This window comes from Hymenobacter sp. UYAg731, assembly GCF_054061335.1.
In genome coordinates, this window is sequence record NZ_JBSSEC010000002.1 from 804774 (window position 1) to 829900 (window position 25127).

Genomic DNA, 25127 nt, shown 5'->3' on the forward strand with positions numbered 1-25127 from the left:
GCCACCGACCTTCGGCGCTCTCAACCCTCTTCTCAACCTACAATGGCTTCATTTGGTGATTTTTCGGAAGACCCCCAGGCAACATGGCTCACTGCGCCGGCCGATGCTGAGGACCGGCGCATGGAACTCCTGCGCGACTTTTGGTACAAGGACCCGGCCGGCAAAACCTGGAAAGCTCCCAAGGGCAGCATTATCGACGGAGCCAGCATTCCGGCGGCCCTGTGGTCCACGGTCGGTTCGCCGTACACGGGGCCTTACCGCCGTGCCTCCATTGTGCATGATGTAGCCTGCGACGCGGCCGCCCAAGCCGCCAACCCGCAGGCCGCGCGTGCGGCAGCCGATGAAATGTTTTACAACGCTTGCCGGGCTGGTGGCTGCCCCGGCTGGCAGGCCCAGCTGCTCTACCTCGGTGTGCGCGTGGGCGCACAGCTGCCCCACATGCACTTGCTGAACCAGCCGATGCACGTAGCCCTGCTTGCCACTGCCCGCATCATGCCCGATGTGCCGGAAGAAAGCATCCGCACGACGTACCGCGAGATTGCGGCCGATATAGAGGCGCAGGCTCCGGCTTCCTTCAAAGCATTGAAAGCACTGGTTGACCAACATTTAAAAGTCCGTCCTGCGCCGGTTATGCCCGTGGCTGCCTTTCGGAGTCAGCTCAGCCTCCGTCCGGGCCTTGATGCGCCGGCTCCGGCCCCCAAGCCCCAAACGGCTAACCACAAAAACCGTAAATCTGCCCCCAAGCCCGCCGCCCCCAAGCCGCGCACCAAGCGTGCTCCCAGCCGCAAACCCTAGGCGGCTAAAAGCGGGCAGGTTGTGATGGGCCCGTTGGTTTTTGAGGCTTAATAGGCAAGCGGTTTCGGAAGTCGTGGCACTCAATCAGCCGGTTAGGCTGAATGCCGCCGAAACCTGACCGACTAAATACCAGAAAGGCCCCTCCGTTGCAGCGGAGGGGCCTTTTTTATAATATATCTCGGATAATGACGACTAAATCGACAACGAGGAATCGAGGGATAGGATGGCTGATAATCAGCCTTAAAAGGAGTAATTGAGGCCGACTTTGGCCACGCGGTTGTAGGCGCTGAAGCGGTTGTTGGCATCGAGGGAAGTGAGGCCGTAGTCGTAGCCGGCGCTCAGGCCAAAGCCGTTATCGAACTGGTAGCCCAGGCCGGCCACGGCGGCAAAATCAACCTTGCGCAGCTGGTTCGAGACGTCGAAATCCTGCTTGTAGGCCGAGAAGCCGAGCACGCTGGCATCTACGCGGGCCTTGCCGCTGACCAGGAACGACGCCTGCGGCCCGGCGTAGAGGTAAAAGCCCGGCGTGATGTACACCTTGGCCAGCACCGGCACATCGATGTAGGCCAGGCGGGCCGTGCCGGTCACGTTGGCATTCAGGAAATCGAGCGCCGGGAAGGGCAGCGTGCCTTTCAGCACCGCGCCTTTTTCGGCGTAGGTGATGCCGGGCTCGATGGCGAAGCCGGGGCCGATGGGCAGCGTGGCGTACAGGCCGGCGTAGAAGCCCGGGCGCAGCTGCTTGCTGATGGCCCCATCAGGAGCGTAGCTGGCCAGGGTGGTGAAGCTCTGTACGGCATCGCCCAGCAAGTCAGCCACGTTCAGGCCGGCCCGGAAGCCGAAGCGCACGCCGCTGGTAGGGCTGCTATTCGAAGTCGAATAGGTTGGTTTGGAATAGCTGGGAGCGCGGCGGGTAGTTGCCGAACCCATGGGGCGCGGCGAGGGTGCGGCTTTGGGGTTGCCGTAGGCATCGCGGGCACCCTGGGCCGAGGCGGTAGAACAGGTGGCCGAAACCAATAGGCAAGCCGCGGCCAGGCCGCCGGAAAGGCGTGAAATTTTCATAACCAGCAAGGGTTGGAATGGGTGAAAGAAACCGGCCGCTCGGGGCCGGACTCCCGGCCCGGCTATCAGGGCCGATGCAGGGGTACATTGCAAAACCGTGCCAAACCGCTTCGCGGAAGCCCACCGCTACGGCTTGGTTTTTTAGCGCAGCAGACCAACGCCGGCAATTTCCGGACTAACCGCCGTCCGAAATCGACCAATGCCTGCTTGCTCAAAACGCAAAAAGCCGGACCGCTCCAGTGAGCGGCCCGGCTTAGCAGCGGGAAAAGTGGAAAGTGGAAAAAGGAAGAGGAAACTAATGAAGCACCACGCGGCGGCTGGTGGCTGGGCCAGTGGGCGGCGTGAGGCGCAGCAGGTACACGCCGGCGGCCAGGCCGCGCAGGTCCACCAGCTGATGGAGCGGGCCGGCGGGTGCAGTGAACAGCTGCCGGCGTAGGGGGCGGCCCAGCACATCAAGCAGCTCGATGCCGACCGGGCCGGCGGTGGCCAGGTCGGCCGCGATGCTGATGGCATCGGTGGCGGGGTTGGGGTAGGCGGTCCAGGCGGGGGCGTCGTGGCGGGCCAGCACGGCCGTGCCCTGGGCTACCGTGGTGGTGGCCGTGTTGGTGATGACGGGATTATTGTAATCGAACACGATGCCGGCGTGGTTGGGGATGATTTCGCCCACGGCCAGCGTGGCGCGCGGCTGCACCCGGAACCGCACGAAGCCCTGCGAGCGAATCACGTCGACGTTGCGCTCGGGCAGGTTGATGTTCAGAAAGCGCACCGTGAGCAGGCCTTTCTCGGGGCCAGCGGTGGTCAGGCTCCATATGCAGCTGTGCGACTGGGCCACCAGCATCAGGCTGGCCAGGTTGAGCTTGCGGAAATCCAGCGTATCGCTCAGAACGACCGTGGATGCCGCCGCCGTGCCCAGGTTCTGGAAATGAATGGTGTAGTCGAGCGGCTGCTGGGCCGTGATTTGGGCCGGCGTGAGGCGCTCGTAGTTCACATCCATGCTGTTGGGGTCGTAGGCGCCCACTACGGTTTGGGCCAAGGCGGCGGTGTTGTCGGCGGGTGCTACGTCGGCGGTAAGGGGCGCGGCGGCAGCGGTGTTGAGCACGGTGCCTACTACGGTATTGGTGGGCAGGCTGAACAGCACGTCGTATTCCAGCCGGGCAAATGGGGCCAGACCGGTATAGGTCCACGTCAGGACCTGACCCGTGCGGCTGGCGCTGGGCGTGCTGCTGATGTAGGCCATGCGGCCGTCGAGCGTGACGGTGGCCGTGCCGCTGGCCACCGTGGTGGTGCCCACGTTTTCCACCGTGAGGCGGTAGCGGGTGGTGAAGCCCGGCCGCGCCATGCCGTAGGGCGTGAGGGTGGCGCGGACATCGGCCTGATTGGCAATGGGGGCCAACCCGAAATCCTGCCCGTTGACCAGCTGGGTGCTGCTGCTGAAGGTGCCCGCGTAGCTGCCGCTACCAGGCTGCGACACGGTGTAGTACTGCGGCACCTGGGCCAGGCTTAGGGTGTAGGCCCCGGGCAAAGCATAGGCTTGTAATTGGCCCGTGGTGCTCACCGCCGAATAAATAGTAGCAGTGCCTTGGGTCAGGGCGGCGGTTAGCGGCTTCGGAAAAGGGCCTTCGGTGGGGTCTTGCTGGCCGTTGCCGTTCAGGTCGTAGTACACCATCCCGCGCAGCGTATTGGCATAGGTATTGAGCCGGACCACAATGGTGCCTCGGCCCACAGCCGTCTGCGCGCCAAATTGAATGACGGGCGGGGTAGTCTGGTAAGTGGGCAGCGGAAGGCCCACGGTGTAGAGCGTGCCCCGACCATCAATGCCCAACCCCCGGGGCGAAAAATAAGGTGCCGGCGCACTGACTGAGCCGGTCCAAGTATCGGCCGCAGTCCACTGTTCCAGCCCCTGCGCCGTGTAATGCACCACGTTGAACGGGGCCGTCAGGAGCAGGGTGCCCACCACTATTCTGGCCTGGCTGCGCTGGGCAATGGTACTGACCACCACGTTCACCCCCGCGCTGTTGGCGGCCAGTAGCAAGCCTTCGTCGCTGTAAGTGATGACGTTTGGGGATTGAGCTCCGCGCACCCACTGCCGCGTTCCGGTCGCGTCGTACTTCACCAAGAAGTACCCGCTGGCGAGGGCGGTGCTGCCAATTTGCAGGGGGCCGAAAGTCCCCCCGGTCACGTAGGTGTTGCCCGCGGCATCCGCCGCCGTGGCGTTGATGTTGGTAAAGGCCTGCGAAGAGGCATTCGTATTGTTCAATACCTGACTCCACAAGTGCGTGCCGGCCGCATCGAAACTGCTCACGAACCCGCCACTTGCTCCGCTTGAAGATGCCAGGGTGATGCCCGTCCCCGTTCCCAGATACAGCGTAGCGCGTACGATGCCACTCACCAGGCAGCCGCCGCCAGGTTTCGGGCCCAGCCGGAAGTTATAAACGGGGTCGGTGGGGGTGCCGTGCAGCACCCGCACCCACTGCTGGGTGCCGGCCCCATCGGTTTTGAGGATGAACGATTGGGTGCTGTCCACGGCTGTGCCGCCCACGGTGCTGTTGCCGCGCACGGTGCCAGCCACGTAGGCCGCGCCGGCATTGTCGGCCACCAGCCGAATGTCGAGGGTGGCGTAGGAGGCGAGCGTAGGCAGGGCACGGCTCCACTGCAACGTGCCAGCGGCCGAGCATTTGGCATAGAAGGCCGTGGAGGCGCTGATGGGCACGGGGCTGCCGTCCCAGGTGCCTGCGGTACGGTTTCGGGCCGTAATAAAAATCCCTCCGGCGCTGTTGTCGGCGGCCAGGGCCACCACCTGCAAGTCAGCCAAGGGCTTTGCCCACACCACCGCGCCGGACGAGTCATATTTTATTACGGCCATCGACCAGTTGCGCGGGCCCGTGAGCAGCAGGCGGCCCAGCCGCAGGCTATCGGTGAAGTTTACGGCCACGTAGGTATTGCCCGCCACGTCGGTGGCACTGGCTTGTGGCTGTACAAAGGCGGTATCTACCGCTCCATGCACCACACGGGCCCATTGAAACACCTGCGCAGATACCCGCTCCCGGCCCGTGGCAGCCAGCAGAACAAACAGGAAAAGCAGAAAGGGAAGTCGAAGTAGTTTCATTATCAGTGGAAAGGAAAAGCAAGGACCAAATGCGTGGCCGCACGCTGTTAAACCCGCTAGTGCCGCCCCGGCCGGAGCGCGGCATCGCATTTCAAAAGCCCAGACCAGTCACCCCCTGAAAAGGCTGCCGGCCCCATCAAAAAAACTTACAGTCCCAGCCGCACTCCGAACATCAGCCCCGTGGACGTGGCCTGCTGGCGCAGCCCCGTTTCGGGCTTGTAGAGCGACAGGGCCTGCCAGCGCATGCTCGGGGCCACGCTCACGCTGAGGCGGGGCGTGAGGGCATAGTTGAGGGCCAGCGAGCCGGCGAGGGCCACGTTGAGGGTGCGGAAGGGGCCGGTGCCGGCCGTTATGTTCTCGGTGCGGAAGTTCTCGCCGTCGTTGGTGACTATCTGCGTGCCGCCCAGGAAAAACTGGAGTTGCGCGCCCACGGCCACATCGGTCCAGAGGCGGCTGGTGCCGGGCGAGGCCAGGCGGTAGCGCAGCAGCACCGGCACCGTGAAGAAGCGGTAGTTGGGCTGCAATAGTTTGGTGGTGAGGGTTTCCTTCTTGGTGATGGTGGGCGTGGTGGTGTGGGTGGTGGTGTGGGTAGTATCGTGCTGCACGGTGGTGGTGAACACCGTGTCCTGGCGCGGCACATACACTGTGTCGTAGCGAATGACCTGGCCGCTGCCGTTGAAGATGGGCGAGAGCTGCGGCACCTGAATGATGCGGATGGAATGCGTCTGGTAGCTGGAGGTGAAAACGTTGGTGCTGGTGGTGGTCGCGGTGTTGTAGGCCACTTGCACATCGGTGGTTTTGTTGGTAATGCGCAGGTCGGCCCCGAAGGCAGTGTAGCCCACACCGCCGCCCACGCTCAGGCGGGGCGTGAGCTTGTACTCGGCCAGGAGGGCGGCGCTGAGGCCGGCGCGGCCGGTTTCGTGATTGCGGCGCAGGGCCGTGAGCGAGTCTCCTTCGGGGCCTTGCAGGGTGAGGGTATTTTGCTCGGGCGTAGCCGTGAGCATGACGCTCCAGCGGTGGGCCAGCGGGCACAGGCGGGCCGTGTCGGGCGCGGCGGTGGCCACGGTAGGAGCAGCCGGGGCCGCGCCGGGTAGGTCGCCGAGGGCCAGCAGCAGGCTATCGGTGCGGCGCTGGAGGCGGAAAAGCTCGGCCCGCTCAGTGCGCAGGTTAGTCAGCAGGGCGGCGCGGCCATCGGCCGGCAATGCGCCGGGCGCGAGAGTGCTGATGCTGGGCAGCTGCTCCAAGGTCTGGCGCTCCAGCGCCGCGAGGGGGCGCAGGGTGGCGGGCAGGGTTTCGGCAGTAGCGGTTGAACCTGCTGCGTCCCTTGCCGGAGCATCCGGCGCAGGCTGGGTCGCTTGGGTTGCTGTTGAGGCAATAGCAGTTTCGCTTTCGATGGGCGCATTCTGCAGCTGGCTGGTCCGGCGCACCCTTCTGGCATCCCGGTGCAGCACAGCCAAGCTCAGGTTTACCATTCCCAAGCTCGGATTTGCTATTCCTGAACCCGGGTTTGCTGTTCCTGAGCTCAGGAGTGGCAAACCTGAACTAGAGTTTGCCATTCCTGAGCTCAGGTTTGCCATTCCTGGATTCAGGTTTGCTAAACCTGAGCTCGGATTAGGCGTCCCGGTGTTCGGGTTTGGTAAACCTGAACCCGGAAGTGCCTCCCCCGACTTCTTCGTTGAGTCCCGGCTTGCCGTGGCCACCGAAACAGTTTTGGCCGGCCCGTGCGGCAGCAGCCAGCCCCCCAGCCCGGCCAGCAGGCCCGTGAGCACGAACAGCAGCGGTACCAGCACCGGCCTGCGGCGCGGGCGTAGCCGGGGCGGCGGGGGCAGGCGCTGCTCAATGCCGGCCCATACCGGCGCGCCAGGCGTGAGCTCAAAGTCTTCAAATTTATTGCGCAAAGACTGGTCGAGGCGGTTTTCTTCCGATTCGGGTATCATAGTCGTAAGTAGTTGGCTTGCTGCTGGTGCAGCCGCGTGAGTTGTTTGCGGGCCTTGCTGAGCTGGGCCTTGGAGGTGCTCTCCTGAATGCCCAGCAGCTCCGCGATTTCGCCGTGCGTGTAGCCGTCCACGGCGTAGAGGTTGAGGACCATGCGGCAGCCGTCGGGCAGCTGTTCCATCAGGGCCAGTACTTCGGCCACGCCCAGGCGGTCGAAGGCGTCGGCATTAGCGAAGGGCTCAGGCACGTCATCCAGCAATAATTGCTGGCGGCGATGCTGCCCGCTCTGCCAGTGGTTGAGGGCCGTGGTGACCACGATGCGCCGCACCCAGCCTTCCAACGAGCCCTCGGCCCGGAACTCGCCCAAATGGGTGAATACCTTCACGAAAGCATCCTGCAACACGTCCTCCGCCTCGGCCACCGAGCGCACGTAGCGCCGCGCCACGCCCAGCATCCGGCCGGCGTAGCGGGCATAGAGCGTCCGCTGCGCCGCCGGCTCGCGGCGACGGCAGGCGGCAAGAAGCTCGTCCAGTTCCGTAGAAAGGGGCATTAAAGGGAGAAAGCAGCGCAGCCCGGCCGGGTGCTGCCCGGCAGACAAGTTACTTCCCAAAAAGGCTGCTGCGGGAGACGAAGATTTTTTCGGGGGCTGCTCACCCGTCCGTCATTCTACCGCGGCTGCTCCCTATTTAGCAGGCGCAGCAGCACCCCATTGGTCCACCCGAAACCGTCCTGTAGCGGGTACTCGCCGCCGCCGGCGGGGCGGTTCACGTTTTGCACATCGTATTTCTCCAGCAGCTTGCCGGTTTGGTTATACACGCGGCTGTTGAGGCGCACCCAGCGGTGGGCCACGGTGTCGGCCAGCGCCTGCTGCTTGTAGCGCGTCAGGCCCTCAATGGCCAGGTGTTGCAGCGGAGCCCAGGCATTGGGCGCGTCCCACTGCTGCTTGGTGGCCGATAGTGTGGTTACCAGGCCGCCGGGTTTGAGGAAGCTGGTTTGCAGTTCCGCCGCTACGCGCTTGGCCTGCTCTGGCGTGGCTAGTCCGTACGCCAGCGGGAACGTGCCCGCCAGGCTGCGCACCTGCGAGCGCTGCTTCAGGCGCCAGTTGTAGTCCTGAAACCAGCCGGCTTTCGGGTCCCAGCTCAGGGCCAGTAGGGCCGTTTTGCGCTGGGCGGCCTTGGCATCGTACAGCCGGGCCTGGGCGGGCTGGCCGGCCACGCGGGCCGCCTCGGCCAGGGTTGTTTCGAGGTTATAAAGGAGGCAGTTCAAATCGATGGGCACCAAATCGGTGGTCTGAATGCTCTCCAGTCCGCCGCCGGGCTTAAACCAGCGGCTGCTGAAATCCCAGCCCGAAGCCGCGCCCGCCCGCATGTGGTGGTAGAACTGGGCGGCTGGCTGCTTGCTTTTTTTGGCGGCGGCCACGTCCTCGGCGTAGGATTCTTCGCGGGGCTGGTCGCTCTCGTCCCAATAGCGGTTCAGGAGGGCACCGGTGGGCAGGCGCACCACGCGGTGGGCGGCGGTGCCGGGCTTCAGGGTTTCGGCGCCCAGCATCCAATAGCGGTATTCGGCTTCGAGGGCGGGCCGGTAGCGCAGCAGCTCGCCATTGCCCAGGTCCTGGGCCAGCAGCTTCACGATATCGGCGAAAAAGGGCGGTTGCGAGCGGGTGAGGTAGTACGTGCGGTTGCCGTTGGGAATGAAGCCGAACCGGCCGATGAGGTAGGCGAAATTGTCGGTGATGTCCTTCAACAGCTGCTTCTTGCCGGACTCGGCCAGTCCCAGCATCGTGAAGTAGGAATCCCAGTAATACACTTCCCGGAACCGCCCGCCCGGCACCAGGTAGGGCTTGGGCAGCGGCACCAGCGAGCGAAATTCAGCCAATGAGTCCGTCGCATCAGCGGGCGGGGCGGCGGGCCGGGCCAGCACCGTCCACAGCGTATCGAGGTGGTGGCGCAGGCCGGCTTTCAGGTCGCTCTGAAAGGGCACGGAGCCGTCGGTTGGCAGCGTAAAGTGGCTTTCTACAAAAGCTTTCAGCTGAAAGCCCGGTTGGTCCTTCTCGCGCCGCCAGGCGGCCAGAATGGTGGCTGGCCGCTGCTTGGGTGCGGCATCCACAAAGGTCTTGTTGTCGGGGAAAATGTGGCCCAGCTGCACTGCCTCAAAAAGCCCGGGAAATAGCTGCCGGGGCGAAAGCGGTACGGCGGCCGGCTTCGGTGCCATTGCTGGCGGGGCAGCGGCTGCTTTGGAAGCCAGCGGCGCGGCAGTTTCGGTTTGGGCCAAGGCCGGTTGGGTGGCCAGCAGCCCGAGCAGCGAACAGAATACAAGTTTCAGCATGGGTGGGAATGAAGAATAAATCAGGGCGGCGCGGCCGTGCGCCAATGGTGGGCTTCGGGATGGTTTACGGCGAGTAGCAGCTTTTGGCTTCGTAGCGCCGACGGCCACTCAGGGCTTGCCGCCGACCCCTGCTGCGGCCTGCTACCGTAACACACTGGCTGCTGCAAGCTACCTGAAATCCTTCATTTACATCGAATAACAACCAATTTACAAGATAAACTAAATGGATAGTTTGTAAACTAAAATATTAGTTATACGTTTGTGTTACCCTGATTCAACCTCCCAACATGGACCCCTCCGCTTTCCCCGAACTCACCCGCGCCGAAGAACAAGTGATGCAGGTGCTCTGGCGCCTCGGCCCCGCCTTCGTGAAGGACGTGCTGGCCGAATTGCCCGCGCCCCAGCCGGCCTACAACACGGTTTCCACCATCATTCGTATCCTCGAAACCAAGGGGTTTGTCGACCACGAAGCCTTCGGGCGCACGCACCGCTACTTCGTGCTGGTGGCCCAGGACGACTACCGCCGCTTCTCGTTGCGCAAGCTGCTGGGTGGGCACTTCGGAAACTCGTTTAGCCGCCTCGTTTCGTTTTTCGCCAAGGAAGAAAACCTCGACGCTGCCCAGCTCGACGAGCTGCTGCGCCACGCCGCCCACCCCCAAACCCCCGAAGACCATGAACCAACTCAGCCTGCTTAACTGGATGCTGCTCAGCACTGTGCTCCTGGGCGCGTGGTGGGGGTGCTACCGCCTGGCCCTGCGCCAGGAGCGCAGCTTTGCCTACAACCGGGCATTTCTGGCGCTGGGGCCGCTGTTGGCCGCCGGCCTGCCGCTACTGCCGCTGGCCTGGCCGGCCGGTTGGTGGGGCACCAGCCCGGCGGGCCTGGCCGGCGTAGCGGCCGTGCTGCTACCAACGGTGGAGGTTGGCGCGCCCGGTACGGCCGCCGTGGCCAACGGTCCGGATTGGACCTTCTGGCTGCTAGTGATTTACCTGGCTGGCGTGGGCCTCATGCTGGCCCGTCTGGCCTACGGATTAGCTGGCTTATGGCATACTGCCCGCCGCCTGCCCCGCACGGTCCACGCCGGCTACACGCTGGCCAAAACCCACGGCTGGCTGCCCACCAGTTCCTTCGGGCGGGTCATATTCTGGGATGAAACCCTGGCCCTGAGCCCGGCCGAGGCCCATCAGGTACTGTGCCACGAGCTGGCCCACGTCCGCCAGCACCACACCTACGACCGGCTGCTGCTGGAGCTGCTGCGCGCCGCGCTGTGGTTCAATCCCTTCGTGCACCTCTGCGGGCGGGCACTGGCCCTCACCCACGAGTACCTGGCCGACGAAGCGGCCCTACACGATGATTTCTCGCCAACTCCTTCCCTTTCCACTTCCTACTCCCAACTGCTGGCCCGGCAAGTGGCCAGCCGCCTCGGTTTCTCGGTTCCGCTTGCGCACTCCTTCTCCCATTCCCAAACCCTCAGTCGCATTGCCATGATTCAGAAAACCAATCCCATTCGCCGCTGGAAACAGTGGCTCGCCCTGCCGTTGGCGGGCGTGTTAGTCGTTGCCGTAGCCTGCGAAAAAGCCGCCCCGCCGGCCGCGCCAGCCGTTTCGAGCGCCTCGGCCGATGCCCAGGTGGCCCCGCCGGCCCCGCCAAAACTCGTATTTATTAACTCTGTGAATGGTATTCCATCGCCCCCACAAAACAGGGTCTACACGTATGTTGAGCAAATGCCCGAGCTACCGGGTGGTGGCGGCAACGGTGCCATTGTCGGATTTATTCAGCAACACTTAAAATATCCTGCCAATCTGCCCGCTGCCGAGCGCATTAATGGCACCATATTCGTGCAATTTATCGTGGATGCCGAGGGTGTCGTCCAACCCGCGACGGTGCATTTGGTGAAGGGCCTGACCGCCCCCTACAACACGGCCGTCGTGCAGGCCGTGCTGCAACTGCCCCGCTTCACGCCCGGGATGCAGCGCATCCCGGCTGAAACCGGCCAGAAGAAGCCCGTAGCCGTGAGCTTCACCGTGCCCATTCGCTTTTCCTGGAAAACTTCGGTAGGTTTCTCCGGGGCCATGCCGATTAACTGGCAAGGCTGGGTGATTCCGTCCTCCGGCACCGGGTGTTAGCGGAAGCATTTCCCGGCATCAATTAAAATCGAGAGAAACCGCTCGAAAAGCTCCGGCCCGCGCCGGGGCCTTTCTGCGTTGCAGGCTTTGGGGCAAAGCCAACCGCAGCCCCGGCAGTAGCTTTAGGGCCGGAAGCGGCTGCCAAAGCTGCTTTTAAGTTGCCAGCTGCCTGGTTTCGCCCGCATCGTGTGCTGCCAGTCAGCGGGCAAACCAGTACCCGACCACCCGCTATGTCCCGAATATCCGTTGCCTTCCAGGCTTTACGCAGCCTGGCCCGCACCCCCTCACTGCTCAACCACGTCATTGCCGGCGATGTGGCCGAATGGCAGCGCCGGGCGCTGGCCCACCCCGGCCGCCAGCTCACGGCCAAAGGCCTGCCGATGGTATCGCTGGCCCATTTCCTGAGCCCAGCCGATAATACCGTGCGCCCGTTCGCCTTCCGCGAGGGCGGCTCGCTGCCGACTGATTTGCTGCTGCTGCGTGCCCTCGCCCGCCGCGTGCCCGGCTGCCGTTACCTCGAAATCGGGACATGGCGCGGCGAGAGTGCCGCCAACGTGGCCGAAGTCGCCGCCGAAGTCTTCACCCTGAACCTGTCGGACGAAGAAATCCGCGCCCTCGGCCTGCCCGAGCGCTATATCGAGCTACACGGCTTTTTCTCGAAGCCGCTGCCCAACGTGCGCCACCTGCACGGCAACTCGGCCACCTATGATTTTGCCGCGCTGGGCGGGCCGTTCGATGTGATTTTCATCGACGGCGACCACCGCTACGAGGCCGTGCGGACCGATACCAAGCGAGTATTCGAGCACTTGGTCGGTCCCAAAACTACTGTGGTGTGGCATGACGCTAGCCGCCAGCCCGGCGAGCCCCGCTGGGAAGTGCTGGCCGGCCTCTTCGACGGGCTGCCCGCCACGGCCACCGGTCAGCTGGTGCAGGTCGAGAACTCGCTATGCGCCCTGTACTCGCCCACGCCGCTGCCCGCGCAGGTGCCCGACCCGCTCGCCGACCCCACCACCTGGTTTGAGGTAACGCTGACGCCAGTTTCGCGTTAGCTCCCAAATTAAGCCACAGGATTTAAGCTGGTTTTAATTGCCTGGCCGGTTAGGGCCGGGCGGAAACCCTTACCTTTGAGGCAACTATTGCTCGCTTTGTTCCCCATTATCAGTGTCTTTAAACGCAACCTCTAGCGCGTTCGTCGCTACCCTGGGCCTGTTGGCGGCCCTGGCCCTGCCCGCCTGCTCCACCCGCCCCGCCGAGGGCGAAAAAGCCGCCGACGGCACCACCGCAGCTACCGGCGACACCCCCGCCCAACCCGCTCCCGTCGACACCATCAAGCTGAAGATGCAGGCCATGCGGCGCGACTCGCTTAAGGCCGACAGCATTGCCCGGAAAACCGGGCAGCTGCCGGGCGCTATTCTGCCGGGCCACCGCATCATTGCGTTCTATGGCAACATTCGCTCGAAGGGCATGGGCATCCTAGGCCGCGAGCCCAAAGACCAGATGTTCCGCAAATTTGAGGGCGTGCTGAAGGAGTGGCAGGCCGCCGACCCCAGCATTCCGGTGCAGGCCGCCCTGCACAACGTGACCATCACGGCCCAGGGCACGGCCGGCAAAGACGGCAAATGGCGCCTGATGAACTCCAAGTCCACCATTGAGGAGGTGCTGAGTTGGGCCAAGGAGCACAACTGCCTGCTGTTTCTGGACGTGCAGCCCGGCCACAGCACCCTGCAAGCCGAGCTGCCCAAGCTGGAGCAATACCTGAAAGACCCCATCGTTCACCTCGGCATCGACCCCGAGTTTTCGTTGGCCACCATGCCCGGCGTGCGCCCCAACCAGCGCATCGGCACCCTTGATGCCAAGGACGTGAACTTCACCATCAACTTCCTGGCCCGCATCGTGAGCGAAAACCACCTGCCGCCCAAGGTGCTCACGGTCCACCGCTTCACCCGGAAGATGCTGACCAACTACAAAAACATCAAGCTCGACCCCCGCGTGCAGGTGGTGATGCACATGGACGGCCACGGCGAGCCGACGCTGAAAAAGGACTCTTACCACGACTACATCCAGGTCGAGCCCGTGCAATACACCGGCTTCAAACTGTTCTATGAGTACGATGCCCGGCCCGCTCCCCACCACATCATGACCGCCGTGGAAGTGCTGAGCCAGCTCACGCCCAAACCGCTGTACATCCAGTACCAGTAGTTATTGCTGACAAATAAAAAGGGCTTCCTGCTAGATGCAGGAAGCCCTTTTTATGTATAAAATAATCTAACGTTCACCTAATCAAGCCACATAGCATAGCAATATTGCGGGCTTAGTGAGCCGCGTTCAGGTCCATCTTCGCCCCCGGCTTGTTGCGCTTGATGAGCAGCACCAGCGGCAGACAGGCAATGAAGAAGAAGCCGAGGCCCGTGAATACCTGGCCGTAGGTGATAATCGAAACCTGCTTCATGAGGATGCCTTCGAGGGCGGCGTAGGCCTGCTGGCGGGCCTGCTCCAGCGGGAAGCCTTTCGCCATGAAGTTCTGGGTGAAGGCCTGGATGCGCTGCATCGTGGCCGAGTCGTAGAGCGAGATGTGGGGCAGCAGTGCCACCCGGTTGTAGGCAATGCTGCGTTCCAGGTAAGTGCCCACGATGGCCACGCCGAACGAGCCGCCGAGCTGGCGAATCATGCCGGTGAGGCCGGCGGCCTGGCCGGCGTCTTTGCCCTGCAAACCGGCCAGCGACATGGTCGTGATGGGCAGGAAAATCAGGCCCAGACCCACGCCCCGCAGGATGAGCGGCCAGAAAAAGTCGCTTTCGCCCGCCGTGGGCGTGATGCGGGTGGCAATCCAGAAGGTGAAGAGAAAGAAAATGGTGAAGCCCACCGGAATCATGATTTTCTGGGGTACTCCGGCCTGTAAAGCCTTGCCGATAACCGGCATCATGAAGCCCGAAGCCAGCGCGCCCGGCAGCAGGAGAAAACCCGTTTGGGCCGCCGTGAAGCCCAGAATGCGCTGCGTGAAGATGGGGAACACAAACACCGAGGCAAACAGGCCAAAGCCCAGCACGAACGACAGGAACGCGCCCACCGCCAAATTGCGGCTCTTGGTAAGCACGCGCAGGTCCACAATGGGCTTTGCGGCCGTGAGCTCGCGCCAGATGAACCCCACAATACCAATAACCGACAACGCCGTGAACAGGATGATGGTGTTGTCGTCGAACCAGTCGTTGCTTTCGCCCTGTTCCAGCACAAACTGCAGCGAGCCCACGCCGAGAATCAGCAGGCCGATGCCGGCCCAGTCAATCTCGCGCAGGGGCCGGGGAATGGCGTTTTTGATGCGTTCCGGGTCGCGGATGAACAACCACGTAAACAGCGCCGCCAGGATGCCCACCGGCACGTTCACATAGAAAATCCAGGGCCAGTCGTAGTTGTCCACGATGTAGCCGCCCAGCGTGGGGCCGATGGTGGGGCCGATAATCACGCCCATGCCGAACAGGGCCTGCCCCAGGGGCAGTTGCTTAGGCGGGAAGGTGTCAATCAGAATAGCCTGCGAGGTGGCCATGAGCGCACCGCCGCCCACGCCCTGCACGAAGCGGAAGGCCACCAGCTCCCACAGGTTGGTGCTTTGGCCGCAGGCCATCGAGGCCAGGGTGAAGAGAATCACCGAGAAGAAAAAGTAGTTTTTGCGCCCAAACTGCTCGGCCAGAAAGCCGGTCATCGGAATCACAATCACGTTGGCGATGCCGTAGGAGGCCACCACCCAGCTCACTTCCTGCTGCGTGGCCGAGAGGTTGCCCATCATCTGGGTCAGGGCCACGTTCACGATGCTGGTATCAATTAGCTCCAGCAAGACGCAGAGGACCACCGTCACAACGATAATCCACTTGGTAAATCCGGTTTCCATTAAACGAGATATTTAAGAGTTAAAAAGGCCGTCATGCTCATCTGGCGTCCGCTTGTCGAAGCATTTCTCCTGCGTAACTAATCCGGATGATTGAATTACTGCTGCGGTAGAGATGCTTCGACTACGCTCAGCATGACGGCCGCGTGGCCCGTTACCTTATTTCACCTGCACCACCGCGTTCACGCTCATGCCGGCGCGCAGCGGGTGCTGGGGGTCCACTTTATCGAGGGCAATGCGGACGGGGATGCGCTGGGTCACTTTCACGAAGTTGCCGCTGGCGTTGTCGGGGGGCAGCAGGGCGAAGCGGGCCCCGGTAGCGGCCGAAAGGCTCTCGATGTGGCCCTGGAACTCCTCTTTAGGGTAAGCGTCAATCTCCAGTTTCACGGGCTGGCCTACTTTCATGTCTTCCAGCTGGGTTTCCTTAAAGTTGGCCACAATCCAGGTGCGGGCACTGCCCACGATGCCGAACAGCTGCTGGCCCGGGCCGACCACCTGGCCCGGCTGCACGTTCTTCTTGCTGATGATGCCGTTCTGCGGAGCCACAATGGTGGTGTAGCTGAGCTGCAGCTTGGCGTTGTCGAGGTCGGCCTGACGCTGTTTCACCACGGCCTGGGCCACGGCGATTTGCTGTGAAGCGACGGCTACCTGCTGGCGGGCCACGCTCACCTGGTCGGTGGCGGTGGCGCGCTGGGCGGCGGTGGCCTTCAGGTTGGCTTGCACGGCATCGTACTCACTCTGCGGAATGATGTCCTGCTTGCGCAGGAAGGTGCTGCGCTTCAAGTCTTTCTGGAGGCGCTCCTGGTTGGCCTCGCTCACGCCGATGCCGGTTTGGGCGGTGCGGACGTTGGCCTGGGCCGTGCCCACGCCGGCGCGGGCGGCCGTTACCTGGGCCTGCGCAGCGAACAGGGCAGCCTCCGCCGCGTTCACGCGCTGCTGGTAGTCGGCCTGGTCGAGGGTCACGAGGACATCGCCCTTTTTCACGACTTGGTTGTCGTCCACTTTCACTTCAAGCACCGGGCCGCCCACGCGGGGCAGCACGGGGTACACGTCGCCTTCTACCTGGGCGTCGTCGGTGCTCTCGTGGGCTTTGGCAAACTGGTAGCGCGTGAAGCCATAGTAGCCGCCGCCCAGCAGTACCAGTAGCATAATGATGAGAACAAGCGGGTTGCGCTTTTTAGGCTCTTCCATGGGCTCACTTTCAGCGGCCGCGTTGGGGTAGGGAGCAGGAGTGTTTTGAACGGCGGGGGAAGTTTCGGTCTGGGCCATCTTAATAGAATTAAGAATGAGGAATTAAGAATGAAGAATTACGAAGGGAGTGTGAGCAAGCAGAAGAGGTGGGGAAGCGTCGGCAAAGACAATTCTTCATTCCTCGTTCTTTATTCCTCATTAAGCAAAGGGGCGCGCACCAGCAGCGTGGCGCACCGGGCGGTGCGGAGCACGATTTCGGCGGTAGTACCCATCAAAAAACGGGTAAGGCCGGTTTGGCCGTGTGCGCCAATAACAATTAAATCAGCCTGTTGGCGAGCCGCTTCGGCCACAATTTCTGGCGCGGCCTCGCCGCGTACCATGCCGGTATGCACCCGGGCCACGCCAGCTTCTTCGGCCGAAGCCCGCAGGGCCTGCATCCGGTCTTTGCAGGGCGCAAACACCGTGGCATCGGGCCGCTGGCCGGTGGGGTCCTCCTGCGGCTCGCACACATGCAGCAGCCGCAGCTCGGCTCCCATTGCCACGGCCAGGGCCGCCGCGTAGGCCACCAGGCTAGCCGAAGCGGCCGAGAAATCGAGCGGACAAAGGATGGTCATTTTTTTAGTGGTTAACGGTTAGTGATAAGTGATTAATGAATGTTGGGACGGTTCGGATAACCAGAATAAAACAGGGTGAATGAATAATTAACCACTAACCGTTAATAACTAACCACTAATAACTTATTGCCAAATCTGCTCGCCGGTGGCGCGGCGCAGCTGGTACTGGCCCAGCGTGTAGTTGTACTCGGCCTGCACGAGGGCCAGGCGGGCCTGGGCGAGCTGGGTTTCGGCGTCCAGCACGTCGAGGTTCTGGCCCACACCGTAGCGGTACCGGTCGCGGGCTTTGCTCAGGGCCTCAGTGGCCTGGGCTACCTGCTGCTGGGCATTCTCGTGGCGGGCCTGGCTGAAGTCCATGTTGTTGACGGCCTGGCGCACATCGGCGCGGATTTGCTCCTGCGTGTCGGAGGTGCGGGCCACGGCGGCGCGGGAAATTGCCGCTGCCTCCACGCGCTGCTTCTTGTTCTTGTTGCCGTCATAAATCGGCACCGACAACTGCAATACGCCTACCGTGTTGAAGCGAATCCGGTTGATGTCGGGCAGGATGTAGCCGTTTTTGGCACCGGCCTGCACACCAGCTCCCAGGCTCGGCATGTTGCTACGCTCGATGAGGCGGGCCTGCATGGCGGCCGTGTTTTCGGCATCGCGGGCCAGCTTCACTTCGGGGCGGTTGTTGCTGGCTTTGGTCACCTCGGCCTCCACATTCACGGGCTGGGGCTCGTAGGTGAGGCGGCCTTTCACCGGCACATCGGCCTGGGCGGGCTTGTGCAGCAGGCGGGCCAGCTGCACCTGCTGGTTGCGCAACTGGTTTTGCAGGTCGAGCTTGGTGCTTTGGGCCTGCGTGATGCGGACATCGGTGGTAGTCACGTCGAACTTGGTGCTCACGCCGGCCTCCACGCGCTTGTTCATTTCGTTGCGATGGGCTTGCAAGGAGGCAATCTGCTGGTCCTGCACTTTGATGCTCTCGCGCATGAAAAGGATGTTGTAATACACCTGCGCGGCGTTGAACGCCAAGTCGCGGCGGGCCACCGTGATATTGTCCTGCGCCGTTTGCACCTGCGATTCGGCCACCTTCACTATCGCATCGTTCTTGCCGAAGTCGAACAGCAGGTACTGCGCCGTGAGGTGAAAGTCGTAGTTGTTATTGGGCGCGAACTGGAGCGTTTCCCCATTGAACGGCAGCTTCACCACGGGGTCGATGCGGGTGTAGGTGGCCGTGCCCGTCACTTGGGGCAGGAAACCGGCCCGCGTCTGGCTCAGGCGGCTGGTTGAGGCCGCCGACAACTCGGTGAGATTGGTAATGCTGGGGTTGGCGTCGAGCACGGCCTGCAGCGTCGCGCCGAGCGTTAGGGAGTCGCTGGCCAGGCCAATGGCCTGGGCCGCCGCCGGAACGCTGGGCTGGTTTTGTGCCAGCGCCGGCTGGGCCAGCAGCAAGCCGCCGAACAGCGACAAACCGGCAAAGCCCTTGAGAGATTGAGAAGAAAACATAAGGCCAAGTGGCTTAGGGTGTGCCCTGCCCTTACCGAAAGCCATGCCAGCGCCGAGAGCGGGCTATTGTTTCTTTTATAGTTGCTGAATATCAGCATTTTGAATTTTAATTACTGCGATTCCTAAAACTTCGCCGCCGCCATATGTTCCTTACATATCAGGAATTAGTCGTATTCAACTCCTGATATGTAAGGAATTTTTAATCCGGCATACGCCATAGCCGGTGTCTTCTTGCTTTGCTTTCCACCCTTCTTTGCGCAAGCTGCGGCCTGCGCTCCAAGCTATGCCCACCACCGACGAAACCCTGCTGCTGCACCTCAACGAGGCCATTGCCACCATCCGCGACAAAAACCAACTGTTCAAAGTGGTGACCACCAAGCTGCGGCTCATTTTTCCGTTCGACCTCATCGGTATCAATATTTTCGATGAAACGCTGCAATACAAGCGCTTATTTCTGCGCGACTACTACGGTGTGGACGAAGCCCCGCCCGTGCCCGAGGGCCTGGAGCAATTCTCGCCCATTGCCGGCACGCCGCTCGAAGTGCTCGTGGCCGACCCCCGCGTGCGGCAATTCACGCCGAAGGAGTACATGGCCAATTACCCGCATTACGCGCCCTACAACAAGTTCGAAAAGCTGGGCGTGACGCACCTCACGGCTGTGCCGCTGCACCTCGCCGGGCGCCTCACGGGCTTCCTCACGCTGGCCTCGCGCCGCAACCCCAACCTCACGCCCGCCGACGAAAAACTGCTGGATAAAATCGGCTCCCTCATTGCCGTGGCCGTAACCAACACGCTGGCCTTCGAGGAGGTAGCCCGCCGGGAGCAGGAGCGCACCTTGCAGCTCAGCATCACCAATGCCCTGCTCAGCATCAAGCAGCGCGAGCCGCTGTTCCGGGCCGTGGCCGATAGTTTGAGCAAAGTGGTGCCGTTCGACTACTTCGGCCTGCGGGTGCAGCGGGCCGGGCGGCAGGAGCCGTTTGAGGGCTTTGCCGAATTCTCGCGGACCGACGACGGCAACGCCCCGCTCCTTGCCCTCGACCCCCACCGCCAGCACGGCCTGAACCAGCTCGATACCTCGGCCATGTACCACCAGCTGAACGAGTTGCTGCAAGTGCCGGGCCTATACACCGCCGATGAGTTTCGGGAAAAGGCCCAGCGCTACCCGCTGCTGCGCCGCGTGTATGAGGAGTACGGTACGCGGGCCATGCTCATCGTGCCCATCTGGCAGCGGCCCGATGGCGCGGCCGTGCTCATCCTGGCTTCGCCCAACCCGCTGGCTTTCCGGCCCGAAGACCTGGCTACCGTGCTGGCCCTCACGCCCCAAATTGCCCTGGCTCTGGAAAACCTCTTCGCCTTCGAGCAGATTGAGGAGCTGAAGGCCCAGGTGGAGCAGGAGCGGACTTATCTGGTCGATGAAATCAATACCTCCGCCCGCTTCGGGTCCGATTCGGGCGCGTTCATCGGCAGCGGGCCGGCCTTGCAGCGGGTGCAGCTCCGCATCAGCCAGGTGGCCCCCACCGATACCACGGTGCTGATTTCGGGCGAAACCGGCACCGGCAAGGAGCTGGTGGCCCGCGAGCTGCACAACGCCTCGCCCCGCCACGCCCGCGCCCTCATCAAGCTCAATTGCGCCGCCCTGCCGGCCCAGCTCATTGAAAGTGAGTTGTTTGGCCACGAAAAAGGGGCCTTCACGGGGGCCGTGGAGCGCCGCATCGGCAAGTTCGAGCTGGCCAACGGCGGCAGTATTTTCCTCGATGAAATCGGCGAGCTGCCGCTCGATTTGCAAGCCAAGCTGCTGCGCGTGCTCCAGGAAAAGGAGTTCGAGCGCCTGGGCGGTACCAAAGTCCTGCACTCCGATGCCCGCGTTATCGCGGCCACCAATCGCGTGCTGGCTGCGGAAGTGGCCGCCGGCCGCTTCCGCGCCGATTTATACTACCGGCTCAACGTTTTCCCCATCGAGCTGGCCCCCCTGCGCGAGCGCCGCGAAGACATCGAACCCCTGCTGCGCCACTTCATCCAGCGCCTGAGCAAGCGCCTGGGCAAGCCCATCCGCCAGGTGCGGCCCGCCGATTTGGCGGCGTTGCAGGCCTACGGCTGGCCCGGTAATATCCGCGAGCTGGAGCACGTACTGGAGCAGGCCATCATCGTGAGCCAGGGAGCATTTCTAGAATTTGCGGGCTTTGCGGCCGCGCCGCTGGCGCTGGCTGGTGCGGCAATGCCCGCAGCTTTGGCCGCTGCGCCCATTAAAACCCTGAAGGAGCAGGAGCGCGACCACATTCTGACGGCCCTCACGCGCACCGGCGGCCGGGTGAGCGGCGCACAGGGCGCGGCGCTGCTGCTCGACATCAACCCCAAAACCCTGGAAGCCCGTATGAAAAAGCTGGGCATCCGGCGCACGGTGGGCGTGGAAGGGTAAGAGGCCGGGAAAAAGTGCCCGTATGCCCAGCCCTCGGCGCGGCTGGCCCGTATAAACCGGCATTCACCTAACTCTTTCTCCGTCATGGCCAATACCACCAGCACCCCGAAGCACACCGACCCTGCTACCAAAACCAAGGAAAAGCAGAACGAAGAGGTTATCAAGGACAAGCCCTCGGGCAAAGCCGTGAAAACCCAGAAGAAGTAGGTTTCCAATAAGAAACGCAAAAGAGCCCGGCGCGTCTGACGTGCCGGGCTCTTTTGCGTTTAATAAACCCCTTATTTCCAGGCTTTCAGCAGGCGGCGTACCAGGATAATTTCGCCGGTGTGGTAGGCGGCGTGGTCGGCAATGAGCATGGCCTCGCGCAAAATGGTCTGGCCGGTGCCGTGCGGGATGAGGGCCAGCAGGTCGGTGCCGGGAGCGTGCAGTAGGCCGATAAAGCGCTGCCGGTCGGCGTGGATGTGGTCCAGCGTGGCCTGCCACTGCTTTTTATCGGCGGTGGTATCCCGGGCGGGCCAGTATCCGGCCGGCCACTCCGGCGACTCATGCTTTTCGCTGAACGAAAACTCCACAATGTCGTGCTGCGCGATGCGAATGTGCTCCACCAATTGCCAGATGGTGTAAGGCACCTCCGGTACGTGCCGGTTCCAGAGGTCGGACGTGAGGCCGGCGCAGGCGTCCTCAAAAGTAGCGTGGGCATTGCCCTGGGTGAGCAGGCTGATGAGTTCGGCGACGATGCCTTGTTGGGTGGCTTTTTCCATGAACTTCTTACTGGCTGCGAGGGGAATCGGTTGCGCCGCCGGTTTTGCCAACGGCCCGGCTCATTCAGCCAGCCATTGTGTGGCCCGGTACTCGCCCGGCCCGAAAAAGAATTGCAGCAGGTCTGCGGTCATTTTGGGGCCGTTGGAGCTGTTGGTGAAGAATACCAGGGTTTCCTTTTGGGCCGGCAAGGTCATGTAGAAGCCTTTGAAGTTGCCGTTGTCGCCCCACTGCCACTGGGCCAGGCCGTGGCTGGTAGTAGCCAGGCCCACGCCGCAGGCCCAGGCAATGAACGGGTCGGTGGCCGTGGCGGGCTGGCCGCAGCGGTGGGCCTCGTTGGCGGGCGTGAGAAGCAGTTGTGCGGTGGCGGGTTTCAGGCCCTGGCCCGTCATCACGACTTGCAAAAGCCGGCTGTAGTCGGCGGCCGTACTGAACAGGCTGTAGGCTCCGTAGGCTGCCGAGTAGTGCGCGATGGGGGTGGGCTTGCGCTGGCCATCGTGGCCCGAGGCGGCGTTGGCTGCAAACTTCTCCTGCCACACAAAGCTGCTGTGCTGCATGCGCAACGGCCCGAAAACTTCCTCCTGCGCCAGCGTCTCAAACGACTTGCCGGTGAGGTGTTCCAGGGTTTTTTGCAGAAATACGTAGCCCTCGCCCGAGTAATTCCAGCAGCTGTCGGGGGCGTATTTCAGGCGCAGCGGGGCGGTGGCCCACTCCGGGCTTAGCGGGTTGGTGGCCCAGTTGGGCAGGCCGGTGGTATGGCCCAGCACCATCCGGGCCGTGATTTTATTGGCATTGGCCGCGCCCTGCAAACGCGGGTAGGCGTAGTAAGTCAGGAGCGGCTTGTCGAGGGCAATTACGCCCCGGTCGAGCAGGCGCAGCGTGAGGTATGCCAGCACGGCCTTGCCCAGCGAAGCAGCTTCAAAAGTGGTAGTGGCATCTACGGCGGCTGGCTGGCCGGCGGTGCGCTGGCCCAGGGCATACGCCTGGGTTTTGCCACCGTGGGTGTACACCAGCTGCATGCCCGGCACGTTGGCTTTTTGCATCAGTACCGTAAGCACCTCGGCTGAGGGTGGCGTCTGGGCGTAGGTAGCCGGGCCGGAGTATAGCATCGGTAACAATAAAAAAAGGTTTTTCATGGCCGGTAAGGTAGTCCGGGGCACTCAAATTAATGGCGGTGCTCCAGGTACCACAGATGCACCCGATGCCACGGCGGCTGCCCGTAGCGGCCTGCGCCCCGGCTTATTTCCAGGCGTGGAGCAGGCGGCGCACCAGAATGATTTCGCCGGTGTGGTAGGCGGCGTGGTCGGCAATCAGAAAAGCTTCGCGCAGGATGGTCTGGCCGGTGCCGTGCGGGATGGGGGCCAGCAAGTCGGTGCCAGGGGCATGCAGCAGATGAAGAAAGCGCTGACGGTTCTGCCGGATATGGTCCAGTGCTTCCTGCCACTGCTCTTCATCGGCGGTAGCGTTGGGGCTGGGCCAATAGCCATCCGGCCATCTGGGCGATTTGTGTTCGGGTTCGAAGCAGAACTCCACAATATCCCACTGCGCAACACGGATGTGCTCGACCAGTTGCCAGATGGTGTAGGGCGCGTCCGGCAAGCGATGGTTCCAGGTTTTGGGCGTAAGGTCGGCGGTCGCTTCTTCGAAGGTTGCGTGGGCGTTGCCCTTCGTGAGCAGGCTGGTCGATTCCGCCAGCAGGGCTTTCTGATTAGGCCTATCCATTGAATGCCAAGCGCTATTTCTGGCGTTTTCGCGCATTCAGGGCCCCAGTGCCGTACAGAGCTGCGCCCATCAGCACGGGCTGGAAAAACAGCCGGGCCAGCCGCTTGGCATCCGTATCGAGGCCGAAGGCGGACAGGTGCTGGGTGTACTGGTGAATGTTGCCGGGGAAAATGGCGGCGTAAAAGGTGGCCAGTCCGATGCCCATGCGCACCCGATTTTTGCCCTTGAGCAGCAGTAGCGCCAGCCCGAGTCCAATTTCCACCACGCCCGAAGCCAGCACAGTCGTGTCCTTATCCAGCGGCACGAAATCGGGCACCTGGGCCTGGAAATCCTGCCGGGCAAAGGTGAGGTGGCCGGTGCCGGCCACCACCATAAAGGAGCCCAGCAGGCCGCGGGTTACGTTCTGGATGGTGGTGGTGTGGGGTTGGTGGGGCATGGCTTTCTGGTGGGTGAGGTGTAGCGGCTATACGACACGCATGTGACCAGGTACACGCCTGCAATTAGATTTGATTTAGTCGCTAGTGATAATCAGTTGCTAATAATTGCAATAGGAGTACCGTGCAGGCTGCTCACCCCATTCTACTTTCGTAATAATATTACCCTGTGCTAGCAAGCAAGAGTATTCTTCGTAAGTACCTTTTTCGTAATGAGGAAGACTAATAAGGGTTAAGTCAGGGCCATATTTTACGGAACTGGGACCAAAATTCTCCAATGACTGGACAAATAATGGGTCAACGACCGTGATAATATCGTGGTCTATAATAGCCAAAAAGGTGGTTTCACGCCAGGTTACCAGATACAGTTGTTGCTGTTGCCACTGAAAACATCCGAGCATTTCGACCCAATAGAAAAATCTCCGCTGGACCAATGGGTCAGGCCCCAAATCTGGTAAATCGGAATACTCCCAGGATTGCGCCGGATTATACTTCTGATAAATAAGAGGCAGCTTTTCCGGAGCCGGTACAACGCCGCTTTTTGCATTGCTCGACAGTGATGTCAGCAAGTGGTATTTTCCGCCCTGCTTCCAAACCGTGGTAGCGCAAGTTGCCGTGGTGTAATGGGTAAGGCCGGTACGTTTGTCGAAGAAATAAACGTGTCCGCCAAACTCGCTCTGGCAATCTGTAGTGCAGACAAATCGCTCATCTTCGAACAGCTTTGCTAGTCTGGCAAAAGTTGTGGGGCCGTTGTATCGTTGCCAGTCATGCCGTAGTGTATCAAAGCGGTAAGCGGCACCCTGGTGCCAGCCGATAAGCTGCTGATTCAGTATCCAGTGCTGCTCAAATGGCAACGCATTCAGTTGAGCCTCCAACTGCTTATTACGACTAAAATCAGAAAGGTGGAAGCACGCAAATCCCCCCGAAGCAAATAGCGCAACCAACTGGTGCTGAAAGATAACGGAGGTGCAAAGCGGATGAGCTTTGATGTCAAAGGGATTGGGCAATCGCACTATTTGGTGGTGCAATCCCAATGGTTTTGCGGCTATACGCAGCTCAAAATCCTGCTTAAGTTGTCCGGTACTATCGCGGGTGCTATCCCGAAAAATAATCGGCGGTGGCAGCAGCTTGGTGTTGCAGCGTTCACTGTGCTTCCAGCAACGCAATAAATCGGTTAAATCAGCGGCATAAGGCTCGACAAGTGGTGTTGGTTCAACTACTTGGCAAGAAGCAAGGAGTTGAACCAACAGAAAATGAACTAGTAAGAACTTGCACCCGC

At 62.0% G+C, this 25127-nt stretch carries 21 protein-coding genes; 7 read left to right on the top strand and 14 right to left on the bottom strand.

The features are described from left to right. The first annotated feature begins 42 nt into the window (after window positions 1-42). Window positions 43-795, top strand: coding sequence for a DUF1353 domain-containing protein (locus tag ACVWYF_RS07830; protein ID WP_457066333.1), 753 nt, complete (start codon window positions 43-45; stop codon window positions 793-795). 240 nt (window positions 796-1035) lie between these two features. Here the strand turns inward: ACVWYF_RS07830 and ACVWYF_RS07835 are convergent, their stop codons facing one another. The 5 genes from ACVWYF_RS07835 to treF all read right to left on the bottom strand — a co-directional run bounded on the left by ACVWYF_RS07835 (window position 1036) and on the right by treF (window position 9220). Further along, window positions 1036-1854, bottom strand: a complete 819-nt coding sequence (locus ACVWYF_RS07835) for a porin family protein (protein WP_457066335.1) — start codon at window positions 1852-1854, stop codon at window positions 1036-1038. 295 nt (window positions 1855-2149) lie between these two features. Then, the gene (locus ACVWYF_RS07840) at window positions 2150-4960 is read right to left on the bottom strand and encodes a DUF7619 domain-containing protein (RefSeq protein WP_457066337.1); all 2811 of its coding nucleotides are present in this window, start codon (window positions 4958-4960) and stop codon (window positions 2150-2152) included. A 146-nt stretch (window positions 4961-5106) separates the two neighbouring features. Further along, on the bottom strand, window positions 5107-6432 hold the full coding sequence (locus ACVWYF_RS07845) for a hypothetical protein (protein WP_457066339.1): 1326 nt from the start codon (window positions 6430-6432) through the stop codon (window positions 5107-5109). A 461-nt stretch (window positions 6433-6893) separates the two neighbouring features. Further along, window positions 6894-7445 (bottom strand): RNA polymerase sigma factor, encoded by a 552-nt coding sequence (locus ACVWYF_RS07850; RefSeq protein WP_457066341.1) that lies wholly within the window; start codon window positions 7443-7445, stop codon window positions 6894-6896. Window positions 7446-7561: 116 nt separating this feature from the next. Continuing rightward, a complete protein-coding gene (gene treF / locus ACVWYF_RS07855; protein ID WP_457066343.1) occupies window positions 7562-9220 on the bottom strand; it encodes an alpha,alpha-trehalase TreF in 1659 nt (552 codons plus the stop codon). Between the two features lie 287 nt (window positions 9221-9507). Between treF and ACVWYF_RS07860 the strand changes: the two genes are divergently transcribed. The 4 genes from ACVWYF_RS07860 (at window position 9508) to ACVWYF_RS07875 (ending at window position 13543) form a co-directional block, all read left to right on the top strand. Further along, window positions 9508-9915, top strand: coding sequence for a BlaI/MecI/CopY family transcriptional regulator (locus ACVWYF_RS07860; RefSeq protein WP_457066345.1), 408 nt, complete (start codon window positions 9508-9510; stop codon window positions 9913-9915). Further along, window positions 9893-11344, top strand: coding sequence for a M56 family metallopeptidase (locus ACVWYF_RS07865; RefSeq protein WP_457066347.1), 1452 nt, complete (start codon window positions 9893-9895; stop codon window positions 11342-11344). The genes ACVWYF_RS07860 and ACVWYF_RS07865 overlap by 23 nt, the downstream gene beginning before the upstream one ends. Window positions 11345-11574: 230 nt before the next feature. Further along, the gene (locus tag ACVWYF_RS07870) at window positions 11575-12393 is read left to right on the top strand and encodes a class I SAM-dependent methyltransferase (RefSeq protein WP_457066349.1); all 819 of its coding nucleotides are present in this window, start codon (window positions 11575-11577) and stop codon (window positions 12391-12393) included. A gap of 112 nt (window positions 12394-12505) precedes the next feature. Further along, complete coding sequence (locus ACVWYF_RS07875) at window positions 12506-13543, top strand: hypothetical protein (RefSeq protein ID WP_457066351.1); 1038 nt, start codon at window positions 12506-12508, stop codon at window positions 13541-13543. 112 nt (window positions 13544-13655) lie between these two features. Here the strand turns inward: ACVWYF_RS07875 and ACVWYF_RS07880 are convergent, their stop codons facing one another. The 4 genes from ACVWYF_RS07880 to ACVWYF_RS07895 form a co-directional block, all read right to left on the bottom strand. Further along, entirely contained in the window at window positions 13656-15227 is a 1572-nt protein-coding gene (locus ACVWYF_RS07880; protein WP_457066353.1) for a DHA2 family efflux MFS transporter permease subunit, read from the bottom strand. Between the two features lie 156 nt (window positions 15228-15383). Further along, window positions 15384-16493, bottom strand: coding sequence for an HlyD family secretion protein (locus ACVWYF_RS07885; RefSeq protein WP_457066355.1), 1110 nt, complete (start codon window positions 16491-16493; stop codon window positions 15384-15386). 110 nt (window positions 16494-16603) lie between these two features. Next, window positions 16604-17029 carry a universal stress protein gene (locus ACVWYF_RS07890; protein WP_457066357.1) on the bottom strand — a complete coding sequence of 142 codons (426 nt, stop codon included), beginning with the start codon at window positions 17027-17029 and terminating at the stop codon, window positions 16604-16606. Between the two features lie 123 nt (window positions 17030-17152). Further along, a complete protein-coding gene (locus tag ACVWYF_RS07895; protein WP_457066359.1) occupies window positions 17153-18517 on the bottom strand; it encodes a TolC family protein in 1365 nt (454 codons plus the stop codon). 283 nt (window positions 18518-18800) lie between these two features. Between ACVWYF_RS07895 and ACVWYF_RS07900 the strand changes: the two genes are divergently transcribed. Together ACVWYF_RS07900 and ACVWYF_RS07905 are read left to right on the top strand one after the other, a co-directional pair. Then, complete coding sequence (locus ACVWYF_RS07900) at window positions 18801-20933, top strand: sigma-54-dependent Fis family transcriptional regulator (protein ID WP_457066361.1); 2133 nt, start codon at window positions 18801-18803, stop codon at window positions 20931-20933. An 84-nt stretch (window positions 20934-21017) separates the two neighbouring features. After that, window positions 21018-21140, top strand: a complete 123-nt coding sequence (locus ACVWYF_RS07905) for a hypothetical protein (protein WP_457066363.1) — start codon at window positions 21018-21020, stop codon at window positions 21138-21140. A gap of 71 nt (window positions 21141-21211) precedes the next feature. Here ACVWYF_RS07905 and ACVWYF_RS07910 read toward each other — a convergent pair whose 3' ends face one another. From ACVWYF_RS07910 to ACVWYF_RS07930, 5 genes are all read right to left on the bottom strand, one after another. Beyond that, window positions 21212-21694 (bottom strand): DinB family protein, encoded by a 483-nt coding sequence (locus ACVWYF_RS07910; protein ID WP_457066365.1) that lies wholly within the window; start codon window positions 21692-21694, stop codon window positions 21212-21214. 60 nt (window positions 21695-21754) lie between these two features. Continuing rightward, on the bottom strand, window positions 21755-22801 hold the full coding sequence (locus ACVWYF_RS07915) for a serine hydrolase domain-containing protein (protein ID WP_457066367.1): 1047 nt from the start codon (window positions 22799-22801) through the stop codon (window positions 21755-21757). A 130-nt stretch (window positions 22802-22931) separates the two neighbouring features. Further along, on the bottom strand, window positions 22932-23414 hold the full coding sequence (locus ACVWYF_RS07920) for a DinB family protein (protein WP_457066369.1): 483 nt from the start codon (window positions 23412-23414) through the stop codon (window positions 22932-22934). 13 nt (window positions 23415-23427) lie between these two features. Continuing rightward, entirely contained in the window at window positions 23428-23850 is a 423-nt protein-coding gene (locus ACVWYF_RS07925; protein WP_457066371.1) for a DoxX family protein, read from the bottom strand. A gap of 99 nt (window positions 23851-23949) precedes the next feature. Then, complete coding sequence (locus ACVWYF_RS07930) at window positions 23950-25095, bottom strand: hypothetical protein (RefSeq protein ID WP_457066373.1); 1146 nt, start codon at window positions 25093-25095, stop codon at window positions 23950-23952. Window positions 25096-25127 lie beyond the last annotated feature (32 nt).

Coding starts and splice junctions, on each gene's coding strand:
- ACVWYF_RS07830 (WP_457066333.1), top strand. CDS start 43: ATGGCTTCATTTGGTGATTTTTCGGAAGACCCCCAGGCAACATGGCTC.
- ACVWYF_RS07835 (WP_457066335.1), bottom strand. CDS start 1,854: ATGAAAATTTCACGCCTTTCCGGCGGCCTGGCCGCGGCTTGCCTATTG.
- ACVWYF_RS07840 (WP_457066337.1), bottom strand. CDS start 4,960: ATGAAACTACTTCGACTTCCCTTTCTGCTTTTCCTGTTTGTTCTGCTG.
- ACVWYF_RS07845 (WP_457066339.1), bottom strand. CDS start 6,432: ATGGTAAACCTGAGCTTGGCTGTGCTGCACCGGGATGCCAGAAGGGTG.
- ACVWYF_RS07850 (WP_457066341.1), bottom strand. CDS start 7,445: ATGCCCCTTTCTACGGAACTGGACGAGCTTCTTGCCGCCTGCCGTCGC.
- treF (WP_457066343.1), bottom strand. CDS start 9,220: ATGCTGAAACTTGTATTCTGTTCGCTGCTCGGGCTGCTGGCCACCCAA.
- ACVWYF_RS07860 (WP_457066345.1), top strand. CDS start 9,508: ATGGACCCCTCCGCTTTCCCCGAACTCACCCGCGCCGAAGAACAAGTG.
- ACVWYF_RS07865 (WP_457066347.1), top strand. CDS start 9,893: ATGAACCAACTCAGCCTGCTTAACTGGATGCTGCTCAGCACTGTGCTC.
- ACVWYF_RS07870 (WP_457066349.1), top strand. CDS start 11,575: ATGTCCCGAATATCCGTTGCCTTCCAGGCTTTACGCAGCCTGGCCCGC.
- ACVWYF_RS07880 (WP_457066353.1), bottom strand. CDS start 15,227: ATGGAAACCGGATTTACCAAGTGGATTATCGTTGTGACGGTGGTCCTC.
- ACVWYF_RS07885 (WP_457066355.1), bottom strand. CDS start 16,493: ATGGCCCAGACCGAAACTTCCCCCGCCGTTCAAAACACTCCTGCTCCC.
- ACVWYF_RS07890 (WP_457066357.1), bottom strand. CDS start 17,029: ATGACCATCCTTTGTCCGCTCGATTTCTCGGCCGCTTCGGCTAGCCTG.
- ACVWYF_RS07895 (WP_457066359.1), bottom strand. CDS start 18,517: ATGTTTTCTTCTCAATCTCTCAAGGGCTTTGCCGGTTTGTCGCTGTTC.
- ACVWYF_RS07900 (WP_457066361.1), top strand. CDS start 18,801: ATGCCCACCACCGACGAAACCCTGCTGCTGCACCTCAACGAGGCCATT.
- ACVWYF_RS07905 (WP_457066363.1), top strand. CDS start 21,018: ATGGCCAATACCACCAGCACCCCGAAGCACACCGACCCTGCTACCAAA.
- ACVWYF_RS07910 (WP_457066365.1), bottom strand. CDS start 21,694: ATGGAAAAAGCCACCCAACAAGGCATCGTCGCCGAACTCATCAGCCTG.
- ACVWYF_RS07915 (WP_457066367.1), bottom strand. CDS start 22,801: ATGCTATACTCCGGCCCGGCTACCTACGCCCAGACGCCACCCTCAGCC.
- ACVWYF_RS07920 (WP_457066369.1), bottom strand. CDS start 23,414: ATGGATAGGCCTAATCAGAAAGCCCTGCTGGCGGAATCGACCAGCCTG.
- ACVWYF_RS07925 (WP_457066371.1), bottom strand. CDS start 23,850: ATGCCCCACCAACCCCACACCACCACCATCCAGAACGTAACCCGCGGC.